The organism is Campylobacter sp. US25a (assembly GCF_004379075.1).
Lineage (GTDB): Bacteria > Campylobacterota > Campylobacteria > Campylobacterales > Campylobacteraceae > Campylobacter_D > Campylobacter_D jejuni.
On the sequence record NZ_RYYM01000049.1, the window covers coordinates 1 to 1616 of the forward strand.

Sequence of the window (1616 nt, forward strand, 5' to 3'; positions counted from 1 at the left end):
GAAATTTAAAAGTTTATTTCCTAAGGGTTCATTTACTCCACTTAATAAAGCTTGTATGTTTTTTTCTAGTATGGTCACTTAATGATCCTTGAAATAGAATCGGCTTTATTGTTAAGTTTATCGATAAAAATTAAAAGCCATTCTCTATAAGATTTAATATAAGCCCATAAGAATTCCAATGGATCTTGTATATGCTGCCTAAGAACATCACTAATAATTTTTCCTCTTTGAGAAAAATTTCCTCTTAGAACTTCATCTTGCAAAAACTCATCTTTAAGTATAGCTAAGTTAAAATTATCAATGTTATTGTAAACTTTCTGTAAAAATTCTAAAGGTAATTTTTTCTCTGAAATTAAAACACTTTCCAAAGCCTTACTTAAATTTAAAGCATCTTCTAAAAAAAATGTACAAATTTTAAAATCTTCAAGTAGTTTTTCTTGAAATTTTTTCAGTAACTTGTCGCTTCTATTTTTAGTTAAAGTTTTTGGAAGTTCAAATTTAGGTTTTTCTTTTGTAAGGAATTTTTCACAACATTCTTTAAAGGAAAGTTCTTCAGTAAAATTAATCCTTGCTCCACCTTCAGTAGCATTGTAAAATTTAGCTTCTTTGCTGTTGCAGGCAAAAAGATATTCAAGCTTTATACGATAATCATTCCAAGCAATATGAGTTAAAACTTCACCTTTACCTGCATAGGCAGGGACTTTAAGTTTATCTATATTTTCTTCACCGCTAAATTTCTCCCCAAAATCAAAACCTTTTGAGTGTGAATTTCCTTTTTCATCAAAAGCTAAATCTTGTCCTATCATAATAATATTTTTAAATCCTAAAGCCAAAGCTAAGGTATAAGAAAAATGACTTACATGAGTACCTGTATCAATATAGCCAAAGTCGTTAAGATTGAAGCGTTGGTATAAAGCTTTATTTCTTAAAATAATCATACAATTTTCAGCCTTTAAACTACGCACGACATTAGGATGCGTGGCACACTCAAGAGCGATAACGCTTTGTTTTAAATTTTCTTTATTTTGAAAAAATTTCATTGCTAGATCAGTAAAATCTAGATTAGTAACATAATCAGGCACTATACCTTCTTTTTCAAGCATACTCAAAGCCCCATCAGCACAAAAGATCACTGCTTTTTCTTGATAAGCCTTAAGTAAAGGAAGTTGTTTAGCTAAACTAGGTCCTGCAGAAACTACTATAGCATTTTCAAATTTATTTTTTCTTTCATTAAGAAGTCTTTGCAATGGGATGCTTTCAAGCATAGAAGGGATGTTTTGTAAAAACTGTCCATGTGTTAGCAAAGGTAAAAAACATGTAATATCTGCATTTCTTATCGCAACAGCTGCACTTTTAATACAAAGTTCATTTAAGGATAAAATAGAAGTTTCATAGTATTTAAGATAATAATGCGAACCGATAAACATTTCATACAAACTTAAATACTCTAAAATACTTTGCTGATCAAAAATCATAGCAATTTGAATTTCTATATCTTCTGCCGCACAATCAAAAAAAATAATTTTATAAGTTCTTAATTCTTCACTCAAATCCAGCGTACTTAAAGCTAGGATAAAAAGTTCTATTTCGCTTTCAAATACAAAAAGATGTTTATA

At 29.1% G+C, this 1616-nt stretch carries 1 protein-coding gene; it reads right to left on the minus strand.

Annotated elements, in window-relative coordinates; all coding sequences use genetic code 11:
- Window positions 1–74: 74 nt before the first annotated feature.
- A partial coding sequence (locus tag ELQ12_RS09600) for a motility associated factor glycosyltransferase family protein (protein WP_134264749.1) occupies window positions 75–1616 on the minus strand: 1542 nt, incomplete at its 5' end.